Annotated in this window: 14 protein-coding genes; 11 read left to right on the top strand and 3 right to left on the bottom strand. The window is 60.0% G+C overall.

Going from position 1 to position 20,560, the window contains the following annotated elements:
- Nucleotides 1-170: 170 nt before the first annotated feature.
- Complete coding sequence (locus FHT92_RS16910; RefSeq protein WP_183827300.1) at nucleotides 171-4,769, top strand: beta strand repeat-containing protein; 4,599 nt, start codon at nucleotides 171-173, stop codon at nucleotides 4,767-4,769.
- Nucleotides 4,766-6,520: a ShlB/FhaC/HecB family hemolysin secretion/activation protein gene (locus FHT92_RS16905; protein ID WP_210278499.1), complete on the top strand. Its 1,755-nt coding sequence runs from the start codon at nucleotides 4,766-4,768 to the stop codon at nucleotides 6,518-6,520. Before FHT92_RS16910 ends, FHT92_RS16905 begins: the two co-directional genes overlap by 4 nt.
- Nucleotides 6,521-6,780: 260 nt before the next feature.
- On the opposite strand, the gene FHT92_RS16900 is transcribed toward FHT92_RS16905, so the two are convergent.
- Nucleotides 6,781-7,848, bottom strand: a complete 1,068-nt coding sequence (locus FHT92_RS16900; protein WP_183827297.1) for an ABC transporter ATP-binding protein — start codon at nucleotides 7,846-7,848, stop codon at nucleotides 6,781-6,783.
- A gap of 336 nt (nucleotides 7,849-8,184) precedes the next feature.
- Between FHT92_RS16900 and FHT92_RS16895 the strand changes: the two genes are divergently transcribed.
- The 6 genes from FHT92_RS16895 to FHT92_RS16870 all read left to right on the top strand — a co-directional run bounded on the left by FHT92_RS16895 (nucleotide 8,185) and on the right by FHT92_RS16870 (nucleotide 14,500).
- On the top strand, nucleotides 8,185-9,825 hold the full coding sequence (locus FHT92_RS16895; RefSeq protein WP_183827294.1) for an extracellular solute-binding protein: 1,641 nt from the start codon (nucleotides 8,185-8,187) through the stop codon (nucleotides 9,823-9,825).
- A gap of 71 nt (nucleotides 9,826-9,896) precedes the next feature.
- Nucleotides 9,897-11,015: a carbohydrate ABC transporter permease gene (locus tag FHT92_RS16890; protein WP_183827291.1), complete on the top strand. Its 1,119-nt coding sequence runs from the start codon at nucleotides 9,897-9,899 to the stop codon at nucleotides 11,013-11,015.
- Nucleotides 11,015-11,926, top strand: a complete 912-nt coding sequence (locus tag FHT92_RS16885; protein ID WP_183742170.1) for a carbohydrate ABC transporter permease — start codon at nucleotides 11,015-11,017, stop codon at nucleotides 11,924-11,926. The genes FHT92_RS16890 and FHT92_RS16885 overlap by 1 nt, the downstream gene beginning before the upstream one ends.
- A gap of 17 nt (nucleotides 11,927-11,943) precedes the next feature.
- A complete protein-coding gene (locus tag FHT92_RS16880) occupies nucleotides 11,944-12,993 on the top strand; it encodes a LacI family DNA-binding transcriptional regulator (RefSeq protein WP_183827288.1) in 1,050 nt (349 codons plus the stop codon).
- A gap of 122 nt (nucleotides 12,994-13,115) precedes the next feature.
- Nucleotides 13,116-13,577 carry an RbsD/FucU family protein gene (locus FHT92_RS16875; RefSeq protein WP_183827285.1) on the top strand — a complete coding sequence of 154 codons (462 nt, stop codon included), beginning with the start codon at nucleotides 13,116-13,118 and terminating at the stop codon, nucleotides 13,575-13,577.
- A complete protein-coding gene (locus tag FHT92_RS16870; protein WP_183827282.1) occupies nucleotides 13,574-14,500 on the top strand; it encodes a ribokinase in 927 nt (308 codons plus the stop codon). The genes FHT92_RS16875 and FHT92_RS16870 overlap by 4 nt, the downstream gene beginning before the upstream one ends.
- Before the next feature lie 151 nt (nucleotides 14,501-14,651).
- Here FHT92_RS16870 and FHT92_RS16865 read toward each other — a convergent pair whose 3' ends face one another.
- Complete coding sequence (locus FHT92_RS16865) at nucleotides 14,652-15,560, bottom strand: alpha/beta fold hydrolase (RefSeq protein ID WP_183827279.1); 909 nt, start codon at nucleotides 15,558-15,560, stop codon at nucleotides 14,652-14,654.
- Nucleotides 15,561-15,813: 253 nt separating this feature from the next.
- Between FHT92_RS16865 and FHT92_RS16860 the strand changes: the two genes are divergently transcribed.
- Nucleotides 15,814-16,218, top strand: coding sequence for a hypothetical protein (locus FHT92_RS16860; RefSeq protein ID WP_183742178.1), 405 nt, complete (start codon nucleotides 15,814-15,816; stop codon nucleotides 16,216-16,218).
- Between the two features lie 629 nt (nucleotides 16,219-16,847).
- On the opposite strand, the gene FHT92_RS16855 is transcribed toward FHT92_RS16860, so the two are convergent.
- Nucleotides 16,848-17,915 carry a LacI family DNA-binding transcriptional regulator gene (locus FHT92_RS16855; protein WP_183827276.1) on the bottom strand — a complete coding sequence of 356 codons (1,068 nt, stop codon included), beginning with the start codon at nucleotides 17,913-17,915 and terminating at the stop codon, nucleotides 16,848-16,850.
- 228 nt (nucleotides 17,916-18,143) lie between these two features.
- Here FHT92_RS16855 and FHT92_RS16850 point away from each other — a divergent pair, with 228 nt between their 5' ends.
- Entirely contained in the window at nucleotides 18,144-18,980 is an 837-nt protein-coding gene (locus tag FHT92_RS16850) for an ABC transporter substrate-binding protein (protein ID WP_183827273.1), read from the top strand.
- Between the two features lie 57 nt (nucleotides 18,981-19,037).
- Nucleotides 19,038-20,546 carry an amino acid ABC transporter permease/ATP-binding protein gene (locus FHT92_RS29645; RefSeq protein WP_183827270.1) on the top strand — a complete coding sequence of 503 codons (1,509 nt, stop codon included), beginning with the start codon at nucleotides 19,038-19,040 and terminating at the stop codon, nucleotides 20,544-20,546.
- Nucleotides 20,547-20,560: the final 14 nt, after the last annotated feature.

Below are 20,560 nucleotides of genomic sequence, written 5' to 3'. Positions count from 1 at the left end.
TTGTCTCCGTCGCGTAACGGATCGATGCAAACTTTGGACTGTTTGCGAGCGTGCTCGTCTCCTATAAGGCGCTGGGGCAAAACATCAAAGTCATGAAGTGCGCGGAATGACCGACGGCCAAGGCACCACGTTTTGCGTCGGAGTCTGGACACTCGCGCCGAAGGAGCACGATGAAGTTCTTCGTGTTCTTCACCGGGGACAAAGGGCAGGGACCAATGATTCCGTTCGCGTTTGCAGACCTGAAGGCGAAGCTGTTGTCGACCACAGCACTTGCGTTTGCGCTTGCCGCGGGCGCTGCTGGCTTTACGCGATGGGCCATGGCTGATCCGCTTCCGGCCGGTGCAAGTGTTGCCGCGGGACAGGTATCGATCGGCTCGGCAGGAAAGTCGATGACGATTACGCAAGGCTCGCAGGATGCCATCGTCAACTGGAACAGCTTTTCGATCAGCCAGGACCATGCCGTCGACTTCGTTCAGCCGGGAAGCTCCTCCTCCATCCTCAACCGCGTCACTGGATCGACCACATCGACGATCGCCGGATCTCTCACCGGAAACGGTCAGGTCTATCTCATCAACCCCAACGGCATCGCAATTACCAGGACCGGCAATGTCAAGGTCGGCGCGGGCTTCGTGGCGTCCACACTGGATACCAGCGACGAGGAGTTTCTCAAGGGGAAGAGGGCGTTTGCCGGCAAGGGTGCTTCCGCGTCGGTGGAAAACAGCGGTGTGATCGACATCGGCCACGGCGGTTATGCCGCCTTGATCGGTGGTCAGGTGAGTAATGACGGGCTCATCAGCGTGCCGATGGGCAAGGTCGGACTGGGATCAGGCGAAGACGCGACGCTCGACCTGTCGGGAGACGGATTTCTGCAAGTTGCAGTGCCGACTAAAGCGGGCGGTGCGGATGCGCTTATCAAGAACGGTGGCCGCATTTCCGCCGATGGCGGCCGTATTGTCATTTCGGCCGCAACGGCTCGAGAGACTGCGCGAAAGGCCATCAACATCCCCGGATCGATCGAGGCGAGAACGATCGGCGGCAGGCAAGGCGAGATCGTCATTGGCGGTGGAGCAGGAGGGAGCGTCTCGATATCCGGCCGCTTGAATGCCACTGCCAAGAACGCCGGCAAGGGCGGCAAGGTTAAGGTCACCGGCAAATCGGTGGCGTTGAACGGTGCCTTAGTCGATGCCTCCGGCGCGGCCGGAGGCGGCACAATAGAAATCGGCGGCAATCGTCAGGGCAAAGGACCTTTGCCGCGTGCCGAAACAACGAGGGTGGATCGACAAAGCGTAGTCCGTGCGGATGCGACCGACGACGGTGCGGGCGGGAACATTGTTGTTTGGTCTGACCAGTCCACCACCTTTGACGGACTGGTTACGGCGAAGGGCAAAGGGGCCGGATCGGGAGGAGAAGTTGAGGTCTCCGGCAAGGCGAAGCTCGACTTTTCCGGCGCGGTGGATTTGACGGCTGAGAACGGCCGGTTTGGCAATTTGCTCCTCGATCCTTACAACGTCACCATCGCTCTCGAACCGGCCGCCCACTCGAACGGCATGAGTCCCACAGGCAACGACAGTGTGATAGACGCCATCACGCTGCAGAACGCATTGGCAACCTCGAACGTCACAATCGCAACCGGCGGATCGGGATCGCCGGGCGACCAGGCCGGAAATATCACCGTTGCTTTCGCAGGGGATCTTTTCTGGTCGAGCGATTCGACCCTTACGCTTTCAGCCTACGGCAACATTTATCTCGATACGCCTATCGCTGCCACCGGCGCCAACGCAGGCCTGGTCCTGAATTATGGCGACTTCGCCACCAGCGGCACCGCCTCGAGCGGCAGTGACTATTTCGTTCATCGGCCTGTCACTCTTTCGGGGGCCAATGCCGGCCTGACCATTAATGGACAGGCTTATACGCTCATCCACAGCGCCGATCAGTTGCAAGCCATGAATGCGAACCTTGGCGGCAATTTTGCCTTGGCCGGAATGCTCGATCTTCAACCGACATTTAGCTGGAACAACAACACCGGCATGATCCCGATCGGCGATTATACAGATCCCTTCACTGGCACGTTTACGGGAATGGGCAATGCCGTCGAATCGCTCTTTTTGATGAAGACTGATCGGGAGGCCGCCGGTTTGTTCGGCGTCTCATCCGGTACGGTCCGTGACGTCGAAGTCAATGGCATCGTCACTGGATCGACGTATGTCGGCTCTCTCGTGGGTGTCAATCACGGCATCGTCAAGTACGCCTCCGGGAATGGCATTTTAGGGGGTAATCTCTACGCCGGAGGGCTTGTCGGTCTCAACACCGGGACGATTTACGGCTCACATACTGACGGAATGGCACTCAACACGCAGGGAGCTGGCAATGGTGGCCTGGTCGGGCGCAATGACGGGGCGATTGATGAGAGTTATGCCAACATCACTGTTTCCGGCTGGACATCGATCGGAGGCTTGGTCGGGGAAAACAATGGCACAATAACCTCATCTCATTCAGGATCAGGCGTCACCGGTATAACTTCAGTCGGTGGGCTTGCGGGTAAAAACCATGGGACGATAACCAACTCCTACGCCACAGGGGCGGTCAATGGCGTCAACAATGTCGGCGGCCTGGTCGGCGAAAATGACGGTTCGATCTCCAGTGCATATGCGACCGGCGGTGTCGGAGTTTCCGGCAGCGTAGGGTATGCCGCCGTGGGAGGCCTAATCGGATCCAATTCCGGCCTGCTACATGATGTCTACGCAACAGGCAACGTCCACGTGACGCAGAATCTTGGTGGCGAGATCGTCAATGATCCGATCCCCGACGTGCTCATCCCGCTCGTTTCAGGGGGTGGAGGTGGGTCCTACCCGCAAACTACGGACCTGCGAGGCATACAGAGGGTCGGCGGTCTGATTGGCTTCAACAGCGGTGAGCTCATCGATGCATACGCCACCGGCGATGTCACCGGCACCGTGACCGGATTTCAAGGCGTGATCTACCAGTTCGTCGGCGGATTGATCGGTGAAAACGGCGGTAGGGTCAGCAATGTTTTTGCGACTGGTGATGTGGATACCAGCACAGGTGGTGCGGACGGCGGGTCTAATGCATACGGGACAGGGGGACTCGTTGGCCTGAACATTCGATCGGCGAGCAATGGCGAGGCGACGGTTTCCAATGCATATGCAACGGGCAATGTGAATGGCGGATTTGGTACGGGGGGACTGATTGGTGTCAACGGTACCGGTGCGTCCGTCAGCAACTCCTACGCAACCGGTAATGTTTCCGGCTTGAGCATGATCGGCGGGCTCGTCGGGTTGAATCAGGATGGAACGGTCAATGGCTCCTATTCGACCGGTGCCGTGAGTGCAGAAATCAGTACTGTCGGAGGGCTTATTGGACGCAATCTCGGAACCATCCTCGGCAGCTTCTGGAACGTCACTTCCTCGGGCCTCGCCAATGGTTTCGGCAGTGGCACCGTCGCCGGAGCGACCGGTCTTGACAACTCGCAGATGATGCATCTGGCGAGCTTTGAGACGGCCGGCTGGGACATAGACGACGCAGCCGGCACCGGCTCTGTCTGGCGCATCTACGACGGATATACCTCGCCCTTGCTGCGCAGCTTCTTGACGCCGGTTACCGTCAAGGCGAACGACGGCAGCAAGGTTTATGACGGGACGGACCAGGGTGGGGAGCCGGGCTACACCGTTTCAGTCGCCGGAGCGGAGGTTCTCGGAACCGCATCTTACGCCGGATCGGGCAGGAATGTCGGCAGTCACGAACTGACCGTTTCCGGCCTTTATTCCAGCCAGCAAGGCAGCGATATCAGCTATGCCTCCGGGACGCTCACGATCACACCACGCGCTATTACCGTCATTGCCGGAGACGTGAGCCGAACGTATGGCGATGCCAATCCCACTTTGGGCTATAGCGTGGGCGGCGCAGGTCTCGTCGGGGGCGACGCGCTTTCGGGCGCTCTCACAACTGCGGCTACCGCTTCCTCCGGCGTTGGTTCCTATGCGATCGGCCGGGGCAGCCTCGCCGCATCCTCCAATTACGAGGTCACGTATCAGGGCGGCGTTCTGACGGTGACGCCACGGGCAATTACGGTGACCGCGAACGAAACGACCCGGACCTATGGCAATGAGAATCCCGCATTTACCTATAGCATCGGAGGTGCGGGGCTGGTGGACGGCGACAGGTTCGATGGTGCGCTTGCCACGACGGCGACCGCACAATCCAATGTCGGCAGCTATCTTGTTACACGAGGCACGCTGAACAACGACAACTATGCGATCAGCTATCAGGCGAATGTCCTGAGGGTACTTCCGCGGGATATCTCGGTGACGGCTGACAATATTGTCAGAAGGGGCGGCAGCGCCAATCCGGTTCTCACCTACTCCATCGGCGGACGTGGTCTGGCAAATGGGGACGTTTTGACCGGCAGCCTGGCAACGCCAGCCGGTATTGGGTCGGCCGCTGGACGTTACGACATTACCCAAGGAAGTCTCAACAGTTCTGCCAACTACGCGATGACTTTCGCGCCGGGAACCTTGACTGTCATCGATCAGGGGCCGGTCAGGCTTCCCCCGGTTATAAGCGGGCCGGCCATTCAAAGTCCTGCAGGAATCGTCGAGCGTTTCATTCAGCAACAGCAGGTTCTTTCCGGCATCAACGGCGCGAATGCCGAGGAGAGGAAGAAGCCGGCTCGTAAATCAAACATACTATCATCCGGCATTCGCGATCACGACACGCAACGGCAGCGGCGTGGTGGAGACAGAACTGAATGATCTTCACTGAAAGGCTCCTGACCGGGCCGGATCGAGCTTTTCCAACCGTTTATGCAGGCATGGCGGCGCTGTCGATGGCATTAGCTTGCAGCCCGGCTTTCGGACAGACCGCTAGCCAAATCACACAGCCTTCTTATGTGCCGCCGCAGACGCGGCAGTCCGGCGCTATCTCGTTGCCGGCGACAACCGGTCAAGACGCGCCTGCAGGCGCCGAACAGCTGTTTGTCACCTTACAGGGTGTTGATATTGAAGGCAGCTTTCCCGAATTGGCCGCCATCGGCAAGGAAATCGAGTCCAACCTAGCGCGGCGGAAAGTGTCCGGGTCGGATCTCTTTGCCGCCGCGCGCGATCTGGAGACGGCGTACGCGCGGGCCGGCTATCTGCTCGTACGCGTGAGCCTTCCCCCTCAAACGATCCGAAATGGAGGACGCTTGAGAATGGTTGTCACCGACGGCTACGTCGAGGCAATCGATGTTTCGGCTTTGCCTCCCGCGGTGCGCACCCGCGTTCAAAGCCTCCTTGCTCCCCTTGTCGGCGCGCGCCACGTTAAAAGGCAAGAGGTGGAAAAGCGGCTCCTTCTGGCGGATGACACGCCAGGCGTGGTCTTGAATTCAACCCTGAAGCCGGGTGAAAAGCCGGGCTCCACATTATTGGTCATAGCCGGCCGCTACGACCCGATAACGGCTGACTTCTCGCTGGACAATGGCCTGTCGCGGGATCTGGGGCGCTATACGCTCGGTATCGGAACACAGTTCAACAGTGTGTTCGGTCTTGGGGAGCAGATGTACTTCCGCCTCGGGGGTTTTCCGGATGATGATCTTCTCGGCAGTGATCCGCGCAACCGCCAGATTTCGGCGGGCTTCATCCTTCCGCTCGGGATTGACGGATTGTCGGTGAACGTCGAGGCGACGGATGCGAGAACCGAACCGGACACCGAGCTGAGCTATCGCCTTCGCGACCATTACCAACGCCTATCGACTCGCTTGAATTATGACTGGTTACGCTCGCGCGATTTCAACCTTTCGAGTGCTTTGGCGCTCGATGTCGCAAACGAACGCCAGACGATTGTTCTCGGATCAAGTGAATCTCCTTTCACCGAAGATCGCTTGCGCGTTTTGCGCCTCAGCCAGTCGATCGATGCTGAAACGCCATGGGGCGCCTTCTTAGGGGGCGTAGTCACCGCATCCCTCGGTTTGGATGCGTTGGGTGTGCGCCGGGTAACACTGGACCTTCCGATGACCCGGTATGGCGCAGAGCCTGATTTCCGCAAGCTGGAGGCTCGATGGAGCTACAGTCAGTCCATGCTGGATGACCGACTGCTTCTGACCGTTAACGGCCGCGCGCAAACCTCTTTCGGACAGGCGCTAGCGGCGTCCGAACAGATCGGTCTCGGCGGGCCGGATGGTCTTTCCGCCTACGATTCCGGCACACTCGACGGCGACAGCGGCGTTGTTTCGCGAGCCGAATTGGCTTTTCCATCGGTCTTCACGTCGCTTGCTGGCAAGACCACGCTGGCGGCGGGCTTCACACCCTATATGTTTGCGTCCGGTGGCGCGACCGTTTTGAACAAACCGACCGCAGTGGAGTCGGAGACTGTTCGCGCTTCGGCTTTCGGAGTGGGATTCCGGGCTGCCCTGGGACAGACGACAGGTCCGGGCGCTGCAAGCTTCTCGGTTGAGTATGCGCATGGCAGCGATAGCGATCAGGGGCGCGAAAATCGTATCAACCTGCGCTTTGTGGGAGGCTTCTGAATAGGGGCCGCGGAGCCGATCGCAAACGCGCGACAAGGTGCCGCGTCCCGGATGTTGACGCCGTTGACTCAGCGATGCCGCCGGCGACCGGTCATTGAGCGACGCTGATCACCGTACAGCCGCCGAGGAAGGCCGCATTGATGGCATTGACAGACCGCGCCCGATCAAGAACCGACTTCGAAGCAAGGTTCTCGAACCCGTTTGCCAAGAAGGCCGCGGCCTCACCCGACACGGCATGTCGGACGGCAACAAGCGGCTACTCAATCCGGTCGCAGCGTCTTACCCGTCTCCGCATCGAACAGATGAAGCTTGTTCGGCCGGGCAGCGATCGTAACGACCTGTCCCGGCTCGAAATCGTGACGTTCGGACAGCACCGCGACAAGCTCGCCGGATCCATAGCGCAGGAATACCATTGTTTCGTGGCCAGTGGGTTCGGTGACGTTGACAGTCGTCTTCAAACCGCTTGGGGCGAGTGACAGATGTTCCGGCCGCACGCCAAGGCGCACAGCCTGGCCATCGGACGCCTCCGGCGTGAAACCGAGCGCAATCTCATCGCCTGTCTCGGTGACGAAGACCGCACCGTCGGCCCTATAGCGGCCTTTCATCAGGTTCATCGACGGCGAACCGATGAAGGTGGCCACGAATGTGTTGGCGGGCCGATCGTAAAGCTCCAGGGGTGTGCCGGTCTGTTCGATCCTGCCGCCCTGCATGACGACGATCTTGTCGGCCATGGTCATTGCCTCGACCTGATCATGGGTAACGTAGATCGTCGTGGTTCTCAGTCTTTGGTGAAGTTCCTTGATCTCCTTACGCATCTGCACGCGCAGCTTGGCGTCGAGGTTCGACAGGGGCTCGTCGAAGAGGAAGACTTGCGGCGACCTGACAATGGCTCGTCCCATTGCTACACGCTGCCGCTGGCCACCCGAAAGCTGGCGCGGATAGCGGTCAAGATAGGGCACGAGGTCGAGCGTTTCGGCCGCCGCCTGCAGGCGCTGCTTGATGACATCGGCTGGCTGCTTCTGCAGGCGCAGCGCGAAGACCATGTTTTCGGCAACGGTCTTGTGCGGATAAAGCGCATAGCTCTGGAAAACCATCGCAATGTCGCGGTCCTTCGGCGGCAGATTGTTGACGATCTTTCCCCCGATCGAGATGGTGCCCCCGGTAATGCTCTCCAGGCCTGCGACCATGCGCAGCAGAGTCGACTTGCCGCAACCCGATGGGCCGACGAGCACTACGAACTCGCCATCGCGAATCTCTATATCGACCCCATGCAGGATATTTAAGGCGCCGTATGCCTTCCGCGCCTCTGAAATATTGACCTCAGCCATATGCCTCCCACTCGCTTTCCGGTCACCCCGGCACATGTTCCAGGGGATGAACCACTCGACAGCATCCAGAGTATGAGGCCCAGCGAAAGCGCGCCTGCCCCGATCCGAAATACCTTCTAAACCTCCTCATGAAACGTTTCATTTTTTGTTGACTTTTTCCGCTTCCCGTCTAATGCTCATTGATGAGACCGAGAGGAGCGGTTTCGAACAAGAATTATGAAACGTTTCATTTTCTTGTTTACCAGATAGTTCTGCACGAGACCAGTCCCAAATTCGGGCCGGAGCTTATCCCGGAACACTGGCAGAGGCAGCGCACCAAACGTGGAGGAGGAAGTCATGAAAGTCGAAATTTACGATGCATTGATGCGCCGTCAGGCAAGTCGACGCGACGTTTTGCGCGGAACGGCAAGTGCGGCGGCTCTGCTCGGCCTGTCCGGCGCGATGGGCGGAATTGCCCGCACCGCATTCGCCGCCGATGATCTGCGCGCCCAGATCCTGCAGATCCCTGGCGTCGGCAAAGGCTCGCCGACGGACGCGGACTGGCAGAAAGTCGGCGAGCTCTGCCTCGGCCCGACCAAGGCCAATGTCAAGCAAGGCGAGTTTTCCGGTGTCGAGCTGACCTTCATGGGGCTCAACAACCAGAACCTCCACAACTTCCTGTTCCGTGGCTTCCTCAAGCCTTGGGAGGCCTATACCGGAGCCAAGATCAACTGGATCGACCTTGCCCAGGCCGATTACAACGCCCGCCTTCAGCAGTCGATCGCAACCGGCACTGTCGATTTCGACATCCTTGAAATGGGCGCGCCTTTCGAAGGCGACACCGCCGGACGCGGGCTCCTCGACGAGATGCCTGATTGGGCTGCAAAGCAGGTCGAAGCCGACGACCTGGTCAGCTACCTGAAGCCCCCGGTTGGCACCTGGGACGGCAAGACCTATCGCGTCACGATCGATGGCGACTGCCACACCTTCGCCTATCGTAAGGACTACTTCGGCGAAGGCTCGATCAGCGGCATGGCCGAGCCGCCGAAGACCTGGCAGGAGGTTAACGCAGCGTCCAAGGCGCTGATCGGCAAGACCGATCCGCTGACCAGCCAGCCGGCCTACGGCTATCTCGACCCGCTCAAGGGCTGGGGCGGCTTTGGCTTCTATTTCATCGAAAACCGTGCGACGGCCTATGCAAAATATCCCGGCGATCCGGTATGGCTTTTCGACCCCGAAAACATGAAGCCCCTGGTCAACAACCCCGCCTGGGTCCAGGCGATCCAGGATGTGCTGGATCTGATCGCGGCAAAGGCCTACCCGGCCGATCAGATCAATGCAGACCCCGGCACCACGGCCTTCTCGCAGTTCCTCGCAGGCACCGGCGCCATGCTGATGTGGTGGGGCGACGTCGGCTCCAGCGCACGCACCTCGGATACTTCCGTCGTCGGCGATGTGGTGGGCTTCGGCATCAACCGCGGCTCCAACCGCGTCTACAATCGCAAGTCCGGCCAATGGGAAGACAAGTATAATGAAGCGCCCAACATGGCCTATCTCGGCTGGGGCATCTACGTCACCAAGCGGGTCTCCAGCGACGAGAAAAAGCGCAAGGCAGCCTGGTCTGCTGCAGCCCATCTCGGCGGCAAGGATCTTTCGCTGTGGACGTCGGCCTATCCGTCCGGCTTCCAGCCCTATCGTCAGTCCCACTTCAACTATGACGAATGGGAAAAGGCAGGTTACGACCGCGCCTATATCGAGGATTATCTGGGCTCGAACGCCGACAGCTACAATCATCCAAACGCCGCGATCGAACCGCGCATCCCCGGCATCTTCCAATACTACTCCGTTGCTGAGGACGAATTGGCGAAGGGCTTTGCCGGACAATACAAGTCGGCGCAGGAAACCGCGGATGCGATTGCCGCCGCCTGGGAAAAGATCACGGACCAGATCGGTCGCGAGAGCCAGCTCAAACTCTATCGCACGAGCCTCGGGCTCTGATCGATTGACATAAACGGGCTGGCGGACTGAAAGCTCCGCCAGCGCCCATCTTGTCCAGGCGAGGAATATCAATGTCGACAGTCGAAGGCGACCTGCTGCACACGGTCGAAGCCGGCTCCATTTCCGCGAGCCGCCGTTTCTGGGGCCGCGCGGCTCTGTGGCTGAGCGCAGCATGGTTCATTGCATCCTTTGTATTGCAGGCTGTCCATGAACTTGGCTGGACCGATTGGGGCTTTGCCAACTGGCGACCGGTTCTTTACGCCTATTTCATCTGGGCCGCGGTTCTCTGCGTCACCCGCGTCGTCATCTATGGCGAGGCCGGCAAGAAAGCGCTCTTCATTCTGCCCGCGGCACTTTTCGTCGTATCGATGGTGGTCTTCCCGCTCCTCTTTGCGCTCTGGATCGGCTTTTCGGATTGGAATCTCGCCTCGTCCGCCGGGCGGCGCTTCAACGGGCTCGACAATGTGCGCCGGATGATCGCCGATCCGTTCTATGCCAACGCCTTGCTCAACATGATCCTTTATTGCCTTGCGATTGCTGTCGAATACGCGATCGCCTTCGGCTTGGCGCTGCTCCTCAACCAGGAAATCATCGCTCGCAAGTTCTGGCGCGTCACTTTTCTCGTGCCCTTGATGCTGTCGCCGGTAGCGGTGAGCTGGATGGTCGGCAAATCGATGCTGGAGACCCGTTTCGGGCCGATCGCACGCCTGGCTCGCTGGCTCGGCTGGGAAAATCCCTCCTTTTTCGGCGATCCGCTGACGGCGCGCCTTTCGATCATGATCATGGACGCCTGGACCTTCATTCCCTTTATGATGATCATGCTGCTCGCCGGATTGCAGGCCTTGTCGAGGGAGGTGCTGGAGGCGGCCGAGGTCGACGGCGCTACGAAATGGCAGCGCTTCTGGAAGGTCATTTTCCCGCTCATGCTGCCTGTGTCGGTCACGGCGGTAATGATCCGCATCATCTTCAAGCTCAAGCTCGCCGACATCATCATCACGGTGACATCGGGGGGACCCGGCGGGGCGACCGATTCCGTCACCAGTTTCATCTATCGCGAATATCGCGACCGTTCGAATGTCGGATACGGGACCCTGCTCGCGCTCGTCTATCTGGTGATCATCATCGTCGGCATGACGGGGCTGATGAAAATCTCCGACCGCATCGTCAAGCGGATGACAGGAAGGCTCTGATGGTTCGCATCGATTTCGAAAAATACGGGCGCGGTCAACGCATTCGCTGGTGGGCCATGCGTCTGGCCATTTACGGCATGCTCGTCATCTGGGCGTGTGTCTGCATCTTTCCGCTGTTCTGGACGGTATCGACCTCGTTCAAGACAGCCGCAGATGTCATGCGCGGCAATCTGATCCCCTGGTTCAACTTCGCGCCCAACTGGCTCGGCTGGCGCTCGCTCGGCCTTTCTCCTGACACGATTTCTCAGATTTCGACGGTGCGTGATGAATTCATGCGCAGGCTCTGGAACAGCGTCATCATCTCCGTCACCGCATCCGCTCTGGCCGTCGTGCTCGGATCGCTCGCCGCCTACGGCCTCAGCCGCTTTTCCTATAAATTCGGCCATATGCGCAATTCCGACATTTCCTTCTTCTTCCTGTCGCAGCTGATTATGCCGCCCGTTGTCCTCGCCCTGCCGTTCCTGGTTCTCTACAGGGAACTGGCGCTCCTCGACACCTATGCCGGCATGATCGCCGTCTATACGCTGATGGTTCTGCCGATCGTCGTATGGATCATGCGCGACCAGTTCGCCACCATACCGGTTGAGCTCGAGGAGGCCGCCTTGGTCGACGGCCTGTCGATCTGGGGTGCTTTTGCCCGCATCATTGTGCCGCTCGTTCTGCCGGGCATGGTTGCTGCTTTCCTTTTGGCGCTGATCCTGTGCTGGAATGAATATTTCTTCGCCGCACTGCTGACCTCGACCAATACGAACACGCTACCGGTGATGATTGCCAGCCAGACAGGCAGCCAGGGCATCAACTGGTGGTCGATGGCCGCGCTCTCCACCGCCGGCATCCTTCCGCTGGTCATTGTCGGCGTCGTGCTTGAAAAACACATCATCGCCGGGATGACCGCAGGAGCGGTAAAATAGCCGCGGGACGTTGGAACATGTCAAAGATGCCCACAGTCAAGGATGTCGCCGAATATGCGGGCGTTTCCGTGGGCACCGTTTCGCGTGTTCTGTCTGGTGAAGCCGCCGTCAAACCCTTGCTGCGCGAAAGGGTCAACGAGGCCATTTCGGCGCTCGGCTACCGACCGAACGTGACGGCGCGAGCCTTACGCACCAGTAGAACCGACATCATCGGTCTCGTCGTTCCGGACATTACAAATCCCTTTTTTGCGCAGCTTGCGGCAAGCGTCGAGCGTGCGGCGCTCGAATGCGCTCACAGCCTGATGCTGGCAAGCTCGCATAACGACAGCGAGGCGGAGCAGAGCCATGTTTCGGCTTTTCTCGACCGGTCGGTGCGCGGCATCATCGTGGTAGCTTCGAGCGACGGTTCAGGTCTCGATCTCTCGACCTCGGTGCCGGTCATATCGCTGGACCGGCGCTTCGGCGCCTTTCCCCTGGTGTCGACCAACCACGCGCAGGCCGCCACCCTCATTGCCGATCATCTCTATGGGCTTGGGCACCGGCACATCGCCTATATTGCCGGGCCGGCCGACACGGAAGCAGGGCGCATGCGCAAAGATGCCTTCGTCCGCCGCATCGACGGCTTCGGCAAGGCCTACGGGCCTGTAGAATTAGAAATCGCCCACGGCAGATTCGACTACGAATCCGGCGAAAGAATTGCCCGAGAGCTCCTTTCGCGCCCGCCGCAAAGCCGGCCGACGGCGATCGCTGCCGCCAGCGACCAGCAGGCGATTGGTGCATTACGCGCCGCCCGCGACCTTAAGATCGACGTGCCGCGAAAACTGTCCATCACAGGCTTTGACGACATTTCGCTTGCCAATCTGGTGGTGCCACGGCTGACGACCGTCCGCCAGCCGGCCGACATGCTGGCGCGGCGCGCGGTCCGCCTTCTTCTGGAGGAGCCGCGGGGCATGGGAGACGAAATGGTGGACGGATCGCTGATCGTGCGCGGTTCGAGCGGACCGTGCCCGCAACCGGACGCAGCGGCCAGAAAATCGAAACCGGTTCACGGAAAGTTCGATGCGTAGATCAAAAGGGTGAGAGTGTCCTTGTGCATCCGGCAGCGCGCGCGGCACTCCAAGGCGGATGTTCCCGCACACAGAAATTGAAGCACGGCCGGCACTCCGGCTACAGAAGGGATTGAAGATCGATGCTCAAGGGAATTCGGGCCGAGCTCAACGGCGATATTCTTCAGGCACTTTGCAACATGGGACATGGCGATTATCTCGTCATTTCCGACATGAACTTTCCGTCGGATTCGATAGCCCGGCAGACGCTTCTGGGCAGACTGCTGACCATGGAAAACATTCCGGCACCGCAGGCAATCGACGCGGTCCTTTCCGTCCTGCCTCTGGATACGCCGATCCAGCCTTCGGTCGGTCGCATGGAAGTGATTGGCAAGCCGAATGAGATACCGCCGATTCAGCAGGAAGTGCAGGCGATCGTCGATCGCGCCGAAGGCAAGCCGTCGCCAATGTATCCCATCGAACGAATGGCGTTCTACGACATCGCCAAAAGGGCTTATTGCGTGATCGCGACGGGGGAATTGCGGTTCTACGGATGCTTCCTTCTGACCAAGGGCGTCATTCCAGCGGAAGAGGCCGTGAGATGAGCGAGAGAAGCGGGATCGTCATTTTAGGCATTTTTGCCGCCGACACCGCCTATAAGGCAAAGCGCCTGCCCCATATTGCCGAGACGCTGATGGGCTCGGCTTTCACCCTGGGGCCGGGAGGCAAGGGCTCCAATCAGGCGATAGCAGCGGCAAAGGCAGGCGGAAAGGTGACTTTCATTTCACGGGTCGGTAACGATGCGTTTGGCGCGATGGCGCTTGCGGCCTATGCGGAGGCGGGAGTCAAAGCCAATGTTATGAAGATGGAACGCGTTTCCACGGGGGCGGCCTTCATCTTCGTCGACGAGATGAGCGGCGACAATGCCATCATCGTGGTGCCGGGCGCGGCAGGGCTGATCGGCATCGAAGATGTCGAAGCGAACCGGGCGGTCATCGAAAGCGCCGCCATTTTCATGACACAGCTCGAACAACCGCTGGAGGCGGTTCTGCATGGCCTGTCTATAGCCAAGAGGGCAGGGGCAACGACAATCTTCAACCCGGCGCCGGCCAGCGCCATCCCGGACGGCATCTATGGCTTGTGCGATTTCATTGTTCCCAACGAAGTCGAAGCAGCGGAGCTAGTGGGCCATGCGATCGAAACCGACGAGCAGGCACGCGCAGCGGCGCGCACCCTCATCGGTCGAGGCGCGAAAGCAGCGGTCATCACGCTGGGTGCCCGCGGTGCGCTCTATCACACCGCCGGGGAAAGCGAGTTCATTCCCGCTTTTTCGGCGGGAAGTGTCATCGACACGACCGGAGCCGGCGACGCCTTTCTCGGCGGGTTCGCGACGGCGATCTCCGAAGGCCGGGCGCCAATCGAGGCCGTTCGTTTCGGCTGCGCAACCGCCGCAATCGCCGTAACACGGCCGGGCACGGCTCCCGCCATGCCTTCTCGCGCCGAGATCACTGCCTTGCTAGGCTCCTGATGATTGAATACCGCAGAGGAGTTGGACGAGGCGCGCCAGCCTCGTCATCTCCGGAAGCCGTCGATTCAATCTTATAAAGACGGAGCCGACGCCACGCCGACGCGATCAATTGCTCTTTCGCCGCATTCCTCGCAGCGCTGACGCTCAAGGATTAACCGGAATGAGGCGCTGCATCGCTAAAGAATTCGGCTAACTCCTCGGCCGTCTCGGCGGGATGCTCCTCAGGAAAGAAGTGGCCTCCTGGCATGGCATGACCAACGACTTCGTCCGCCAATTGTCGCCATAACGCCAGCGGTCCCCCTTCCTCGGCATACCACGTAGCGACTGCGCCGGTTCCACTCCAAAGAGCCATCAGTGGGCAAACAATCCGGTGTCCGGAGATTTGATCGTCCATGTCATGTTGGCGATCGGCGCCTGCCGCAGCACGATATTCCTCGCAGATCGCGTGCACATGTTCCGGGCTTCTGAGCGTGTCAATATAGGCTTCCCTAATCTCCGGCGGGAATACCGTGGCGGAAGATCCCCAGCCAGTAAGCGCTTCGTCGACGACAGCCTCTGGCGCGCCGGCGATCAACTTTTCTGGCAGGGGTTCTGCTTGCGCAAACAGGAGCCACGGCCAGAACGCCAGGGCAAACCGGTCATCAGCTCGATCCCATACGGTCACCGTAGGAACGATGTCGAGAACGGCAACCTTTCTGATCGCCGTGGCGTGATCGAGCGCCATACGGTACCCCACGCGAGCCCCGCGGTCATGACCGGCGACCATAAACTCGCTAAAGCCGAGCTTTGCCATAACCTCGACCATCTCAGCAGCCATGGCTCGTTTTGAATAGGCCAGGTGATCGCGGGCGGACGGAGGACAACCGCTCGCGCCGTATCCGCGTAGGTCGGCACAGATGACGGTGAACTCGGAGGCAAGCAGCGGGGCGACGTCGCGCCACATGAGATGGGTTTCAGGGAAGCCGTGCAGCAACAGGACCGGCGGACCGTTACCCGCGATGGTAATGAATATTGACCCACCTGATACGAAAACTGTTTGTGCACGGTCGTGGTTCGACACTTCACTTCTCCTCGCGGGTTTGGTCACTCAAGCGCTCAAATGCGCGAATGCGGGAGCTCAATTGAACGCCCGCCCGCCCGGCACGCTCACGTCGACGGAGACGATGGGAGCTGCCTAGTGTCGCCTCGCTCCCAGCCAATATTTCCATCGTAACATCGGTAACAAGACTGGCGTTCCAAAGATCCTCCAATGAGCTCGTTCTCAGAGGCTTGAGAACATGCTAAGTTTCATCGGCTACAGAGGGGGGAAACCAATGCCACGCATCGCAAATCTTTACTTCAAAACTGCCATCATTTTTCTGATCGCGGGCATCTCGGTCGGCCTTCACATGTCTATTTCAGGTAATCACGCACCGACGGGGGCCCATGCGCATGCCAACCTGCTCGGCTGGGTCACCATGGCGATCTTCGGCGTTTACCACGCGCTCAATCCGCACAAGGCAGAAAAGCGCCTGGCGATGATCCAATACGTCGTCTATACGGTCGGCGTCGCGTTGCTGATCCCGTCCCTTTATCTGCTGCTTTCCGGAAACACGGCGATGGAACCGATTGTCGCCATTTCCTCGCTCATCGCCTTCGCAGGCGTGCTGATGTTCGCCGTCATCATCTTCTCCAGCAGCGAGGCTCCGAGCCCGGCCGGCGTCTCGCGGGCGAGCTGACCCAACCAATCGGCACATCGGCGCCTTCTTGAGCAAAGGCGAGGGCGCGTCTAAATCCCGTCGCCTCGAGGACCATCGCCTCTTACGCGGAAGATGCTTGGACCATATTGCGGCCCGACAATGATTTAAAGGGCGGTCAGCGCCATTCCGATAACGGCTGCGAACGTCGCGAGGCAGGAGGTCCACCCGGCTCCTTTCGGGCTCTGTCGATGACGAACTGACATTGGCAATCAGCAGCGGAACGGTGGTGGTCGCAGCAACCTAGCGCCGGTGGCACTTCGCCATACTTCCCGCCAAACCTCGACCCGTTGCTCTGCCGATGCCGGCTCGCAATATCTTATCCGCGCTGGAACTTTCAGCTCCCTGATCGATTAGTCGCGACGCAAGGGAGGATCGAAGACAGGAGTGCCTTGACGCCCACGCAGCATCCCGATCAAGCCATCCAGATCGCTATCGAGGCGCATGAAGGTCAGACTGAAAAGGTCCGTCGGCCCTACTGACGCCGGAGATGAACCGTCGCCTCAATTCGTTGATTTCGTGGAAACCGCGACTTTTTTCAGGATTGCTGATTCGACCTCAGGAGCAGTCCAGCGAACCTTTGAAGCGAATCATCAACTGCACCCGCAGAATCAATATCTTTCCCGCGTGGAGGCGCGTTCAACGATTTCAGTTTTCAGAACTACCACGCGGGCCGTCTGCCCTTCGCCATTTAACCGCTCGACGAGCAATTTGGCGGCCGTCGCCCCGAGATCGTAGACGGGTTGGCGCACGACGGTCACGGGAGGCGTCGTTACAGATGTCCAGTCGGCATCGTGGAACGACACAAGCGAGAGGTCATCTGGAATGCTAAGCCCCAGCTGACGGTGAATCTTGAACACCTCCAGGCCGATTATACTGTCGGATGCAATGATTGCCGTCGGACGCCGCGCCGATTGGAGCATTTCTGTGACGATGCGATGCGTATGTTCTGGCGTGAAGGCGCCGACACGCACCCAATCCTCCATGCCGGTCAGGCCAGCCTCGCGGCAGACGCTAAGAAACCCTTCGATGCGCCGTCGCACGGAGCCGGTACCGATGTCCTTTGCCGTGTGGAAGCGATGGTCCGGCGTGTCGCAAGCGGTAAGATAGGCGATATGGCGATGGCCTAGCGCAATCAGCCGGCGCGTGATGTTCTCGGCGGCGTACCGGTCATCGGCAATGACGGTGTCGACGTCCAGCGTGTCGCTTCCGCGATCGAGCAACGCGAGCGGAACCCCGGAGCGAACAGCCTCATGCAAGTGCTCGACGTCGTTTTCCTTGGCAGGCGAGACGATGAGGCCGTCGACACGTTTGGCAAGTAGGGTACGAATGGCCGCCCTTTCCGCGACAACGTCCTCGCCTGAATTGATGAGGATGACGGTGAAGTCCGCCTGCCGGGCGACATCGGTGATGCCGCGCACGGCGAGACTGAAGAACGGGTTTTCTATATCGCCGACAACGACGCCGATCGTGCCGGAGCGACCGGTCGTCATGCTGCGCGCAAGCTCGTTCGGCCGATAATCGAGCACGCGTGCTGCGGCGGTGACAGCCTCACGCACTCGCTCGCTAACGGTTCCGTATCCGCCCAAAACCCGCGCAGCCGTCGCCTTCGAGACGCCCGCCCTGCGCGCGACGTCGGCGACTGTAACGGAGGTGCTTCTGGGCGGGCTCTGGTCCATGGAGGTTAGCCTTACAAGAGATATTGACGAGTGGCAAATGCGCAAAGATCACTTGACAAATATCAAAGAGACCGGTCTCTTCTATTGTGAGACCGGTCTCAAGAAGAAACGCAGTTTCGGGGCATGCTGATGTCATCGACTGGACGCCCGGCGGGTGCCGTGGTCCGGAGGGGACGCGTGTGCCTTGAAAAAAGGCAGAGATCACCACCACCAGAGGAGACGAAACCAATGCGATTGATAGAAACCTTTAAACTCCGCCTTGCCCGAGCGCGCGTCGCTACCGTCGCGGTTGCGCTGGCCGCGCTGGCAGGTGCCGCAATGCCGATCCATGCGCAGGACAATCCGCTCGGTCTTATCGACCCTGCCGTCATCAGCGTCGGCACGATGGGCGATGCCAAGCCCTATGCCTTCACCACGGCGGACGGCAGTTTCACCGGCTTCGACATCGAACTGTTCCTCAATGTTGCGGAGCGCCTGGGCTTCAAGAGGGAGCAGGTCGTCTTTACCGGTCAGGAATTCTCCGCCTTGATGCCTTCGGTCGCCAACAGCCGCTTCGATGTCGCCGCCGCCGCCATCGGGACAACTGACAAGCGCAAGGAGACGGTGGATTTTTCTGATGGCTATCTCGCCGGTTTCCTCACCGTGTTGACGCCGGATGCCGGTATCACCGATGCGGCCGCTCTCAAGGGAAAACGCCTTGGTGTGGTGCAGGGAACCTTGCAGGAAATCTATGCTGAGAAAAATTTTACCGGCGCTGATCTCGTCAAATTTCCAGATAACAATTCCGCAGTCTCCGCGCTCAATAATGGCACGGTCGACGCCCACTTTCTCGACTACGAAGCGGCTAAGGATTATTCGACGCGCTATCCCGAACTGAAGGTCGCCGTCAACATCCCGAGCTTCGACGCGCCGGCCGGTTTCGTGGTCCGCAAGGGCAATGAAGCCCTGCGCCAAGCGCTGAACAAGGGCCTGCGCGAGGCCATGCAGGACGGTACCTGGAAAAAACTGCACGAAAAGTGGTTTCCGGGCACGCCGATGCCGGACGCCTATCTGCCCAAGCCATGATGCCGCCTGCCGGTCCGGCTTATCGTCGGACCGGTCCTTCTTCCAAGGGACCTCCTGATGAACTGGCTTGAAAACCTGCGCCGCAGCTTCCTCGACTGGAACGCCATGGCTGAAGTCCTGCCGACCATGATCACGGTCGGCCTGAAGAACACGCTGATCCTCGCAGCGGCCTCGACGGTGCTCGGGATTGTCATCGGCATGGCGCTCGCCATTATGGGCATCTCCAGATCCCGCTGGCTGCGAATCCCGGCCCGTCTCTATACCGATATCTTTCGCGGCCTGCCGGCCATCGTAACCATTCTCCTGATCGGCCAGGGATTTGCCCGCATGGGTCGCGAGCTGTTCGGTCCGTCGCCCTATCCGCTCGGCATTCTTGCGCTCAGCCTGATCGCCGGCGCCTATATCGGCGAGATTTTCCGCTCGGGCATCCAGAGCGTCGACCGAGGTCAGATGGAAGCATGCCGGGCGCTGTCGATGAGCTACGGCCAAGCCATGCGCCTCATAGTCGTGCCGCAGGGTGTGCGCCGCGTGCTGCCGGCCCTCGTCAACCAGTTCATCGGCAACGTCAAGGATTCAAGCCTCGTCTACTTCCTCGGCCTGCTAGCCTCCGAGCGCGAGATCTTCCGCGTCGGACAGGACCAGGCTGTCGTAACCGGTAATCTCTCACCGCTTCTCCTGGCCGGCATTTTCTATCTCATCGTCACGGTGCCGCTCACCCATGTCGTCAACGCCATTGACAGTCGCCTGCGGCTGGGCAAGCAGCGCCCCGCAGTCGTCACCAGCGGACTGGAGGAGGTGAGCGAACTCGATGGCGCCGGCCGCGCCTCCGGGACTGCCTTTAAGGGCGGCAGCCTCGAGGTGCGCGATCTCGGCATCGCGTATGGCGAACTCGACGTGCTGAAGGGTGTCGACCTCTCGGTGAAGCCGGGCAGCGTCACCTGTGTCATCGGCCCGTCCGGCTCCGGCAAGTCGACATTGTTGCGCGGGCTGAACCGTCTCGTCGAGCCTAAGAGCGGTGACGTCCTCATCGACGGCAAAAGCACTCTTGCCATGAAGCCCGAAACGTTGCGTCGCCGCGTCGGAATGGTATTCCAGCACTTCAACCTCTTCCCCGACCACACGGCGCTTGAAAACGTCATGCTCTCGCTGACGAAGATCAAGGGCCTGCCAAAGGCCGAGGCCGAGCGCATTTCCAAGGCGCGGCTTGCCGATGTCGGCCTTGCCGGTCGGCAGCATCACCGCCCCGGCGGCCTCTCGGGTGGCCAGCAGCAGCGAGTGGCCATTGCCCGGGCGCTTGCCATGGAGCCGGAGGTCATTCTCTTCGACGAGGTTACGAGCGCGCTCGATCCTGAATTGGTGAAGGGAGTGCTCAATCTGATGGCCGATCTCGGCAAGCGCGGCATGACCATGGTCGTCGTCACGCATGAAATGGGTTTCGCCCGCCGCGTCGCCGATCAGGTCGTCTTCATGGACGAGGGGCGTGTGGTGGAAGCAGGCACGCCCGAGGCGATCTTCGACAACCCGCAGAGCCCGCGCCTCCAACGCTTCCTTGCGGAAGTGCTCTAAGCGCGGGAGGGGAG

The organism is Rhizobium sp. BK377 (assembly GCF_014193935.1).
In the GTDB taxonomy this organism is placed as follows: domain Bacteria; phylum Pseudomonadota; class Alphaproteobacteria; order Rhizobiales; family Rhizobiaceae; genus Rhizobium.
This window is presented reverse-complemented; position numbering and strand designations above follow the sequence as displayed.